This window comes from Priestia sp. P5_B4 (assembly GCF_056400385.1).
Window position 1 is genome coordinate 1 of record NZ_JBFULJ010000686.1, and the last position, 2,059, is coordinate 2,059.

A 2,059-nucleotide genomic window follows, 5' to 3' on the forward strand; every position below is an offset into this window, starting at 1 on the left:
GGATAATGTTGAAAAAACGCTTGATCTCCGTAAAACATTGCTTCTAAAGCAAGGGGGAGTTCACGACGGAAAATTTGATAACGAAGCTGCGCTTGCTCGCGGCTGAACTCGCCTCCGCTAACAAAAACTTCGCCTTGAATAACTGCTTGTCGGTCTGTTACGTGAAGAGCAGCTAGTACTTCATCACGCATATTTTTATCTATCGCCTTGTTGTTATATGAACATCCGATGCTTAAAAAAAGCTGACCGGTTGTATCAGAATGAGTAAGAGTATATTTTCTTCCGGAAACCGGATAGGAGGAAGTAGCAGGGGGAATAAGAGTCGTAGAAAGTTTTGAAGGATTAAACGAACTCATAGTCATTGACACTCCTTTTTTTGAATAAATTTCAATATTATACGGCGCTATAGGCTCAGTTGTGATAAATGTCTACTTTCTTTCTGTAAGAAAGGCGTTTTGATGTACTTTTTGAGAAAAGGATGGTAATATTTAGCTGGAATTATGCGTGTACAGTCCCCAAGAGTGTCTTCAAAAGCAAATGTGAATGGAGGTTATCACTTGAATATCACAACGTTTGACGGTAAGTATGGAAACTGGCTAACGACTAAAAATCCTCTTCAATTTCAAGCAGCGACTGCCTATGGGAACATTGGGCTGGCTCCTATCTATTGGGGAACAAAAGAAGAAAAAAATGGATGGTATTACATGTATCAGCCTGAAGAAATAACGGGCGTTCAAGTAGAAGGTGAAGTTGATGGTGGTAAATTTCTCATTCGAATTCCTGATGATTGGAATGGAAAGTTAGTTATGTCAGGAGTCCCAGCTACCCGAGATGAGAAATCAACGGATTTACTATTCAGCGACTATGTGTTGGCAAAAGGGTTTGCGTTTGCTGCTTCTGATAAAGGAACTCAGGGAGAAGAAGTGAGAGATGATCCATTTGCTAAAGCAAAGAACGCTCTAGTCAAAGAAGAAGACTCCATTAGAAAATGGCATATTCAATACCGAGAAGTGACAAAAATAGCTCAGAGATTTTTGTTTGAAAATTATCGTCACAAACTTCAAAAAGAAGTGACAGAATATTTTGATATAAAAACGTATGCGTTAGGTATTTCTAACGGGGGTTATGTTGTTCGCTATGCTTTAGAAAACGATGGAAAAAATGGAGAGCCTCAGCTTTTTAATGGAGGCGTTGAATGGGAAGGGGTTATGTGGCGAGCTGATCACGATAACTTGATTACTTCCTTAACACCTGTTGTAAATCATGCCGAAGAAGCACTGTACACCGTAGGTGAATCGCAAAAAGAAGCTTTGCACCGTTTGTATCAAGCAGGGTTGCCAAAAGGATCTGAGTTTTTATGGCCATATCATGACCAGTATTATTGGTTTTTAACGCTTAATATATATAGAGATGAGTTTGACAGTCAAGCACCTGCAAGCATTCCATGGCAAAAATACTTGACGCTTTTTGAAAATGGAGTTAGAGATCGTTCATTAGATTCTATTTTTGAAAAGTATGATTATCAAGAAAGACCGCAAGATGTAAAGCAAAGGGTTCGTGAAATTGAAAATACAGGTGATATTTCCGTTCCGTTGATAAGCATTACAGGGTCGTTAGATGCTCTTATTTTTCCGGATATTCATGCTTTTCCTTATGAACAACTGGTAAAAGATTCTGGTAAGCAGCACCTTCATCGTCACTATGTAATTGAAAATGGCAACCACATTGATAGCTTAGTATGGAATCATCAAATTGACCCAGATCGAAAGCTTCAGCCTCTCCTGCCTTATGTGTATCAAGGATTTGAACTGCTATGTGATTGGGTGGAGAATTTTGAAGAACCTCCGAAAAATAAGAAAATAAGTGCGCCTCTCAAGGAAATGCATGTAAAGGATCTAAAAACAGAGGAAGACGTGCTGCCGTTGACTACAAAGAAAAGCATATCAACAGAAAAATAAATCGTTCAAAACCGTGCCAAAGGTGCGGTTTTTAATTTGGAAAAGCAATGTTTGAATAAAAACACCTTTGGTGAATACAAAATATTATAGTACGATAAGAA

At 38.6% G+C, this 2,059-nt stretch carries 2 protein-coding genes; one reads left to right on the top strand and one right to left on the bottom strand.

The window, feature by feature from the left end; genetic code table 11:
• Window positions 1–356: staygreen family protein (locus AC1DRF_RS24695; protein ID WP_477741934.1), on the bottom strand; the 356-nt coding region annotated here is incomplete at its 3' end.
• 201 nt (window positions 357–557) lie between these two features.
• Between AC1DRF_RS24695 and AC1DRF_RS24700 the strand changes: the two genes are divergently transcribed.
• Window positions 558–1,958: an alpha/beta hydrolase gene (locus AC1DRF_RS24700; protein WP_427076221.1), complete on the top strand. Its 1,401-nt coding sequence runs from the start codon at window positions 558–560 to the stop codon at window positions 1,956–1,958.
• Window positions 1,959–2,059 lie beyond the last annotated feature (101 nt).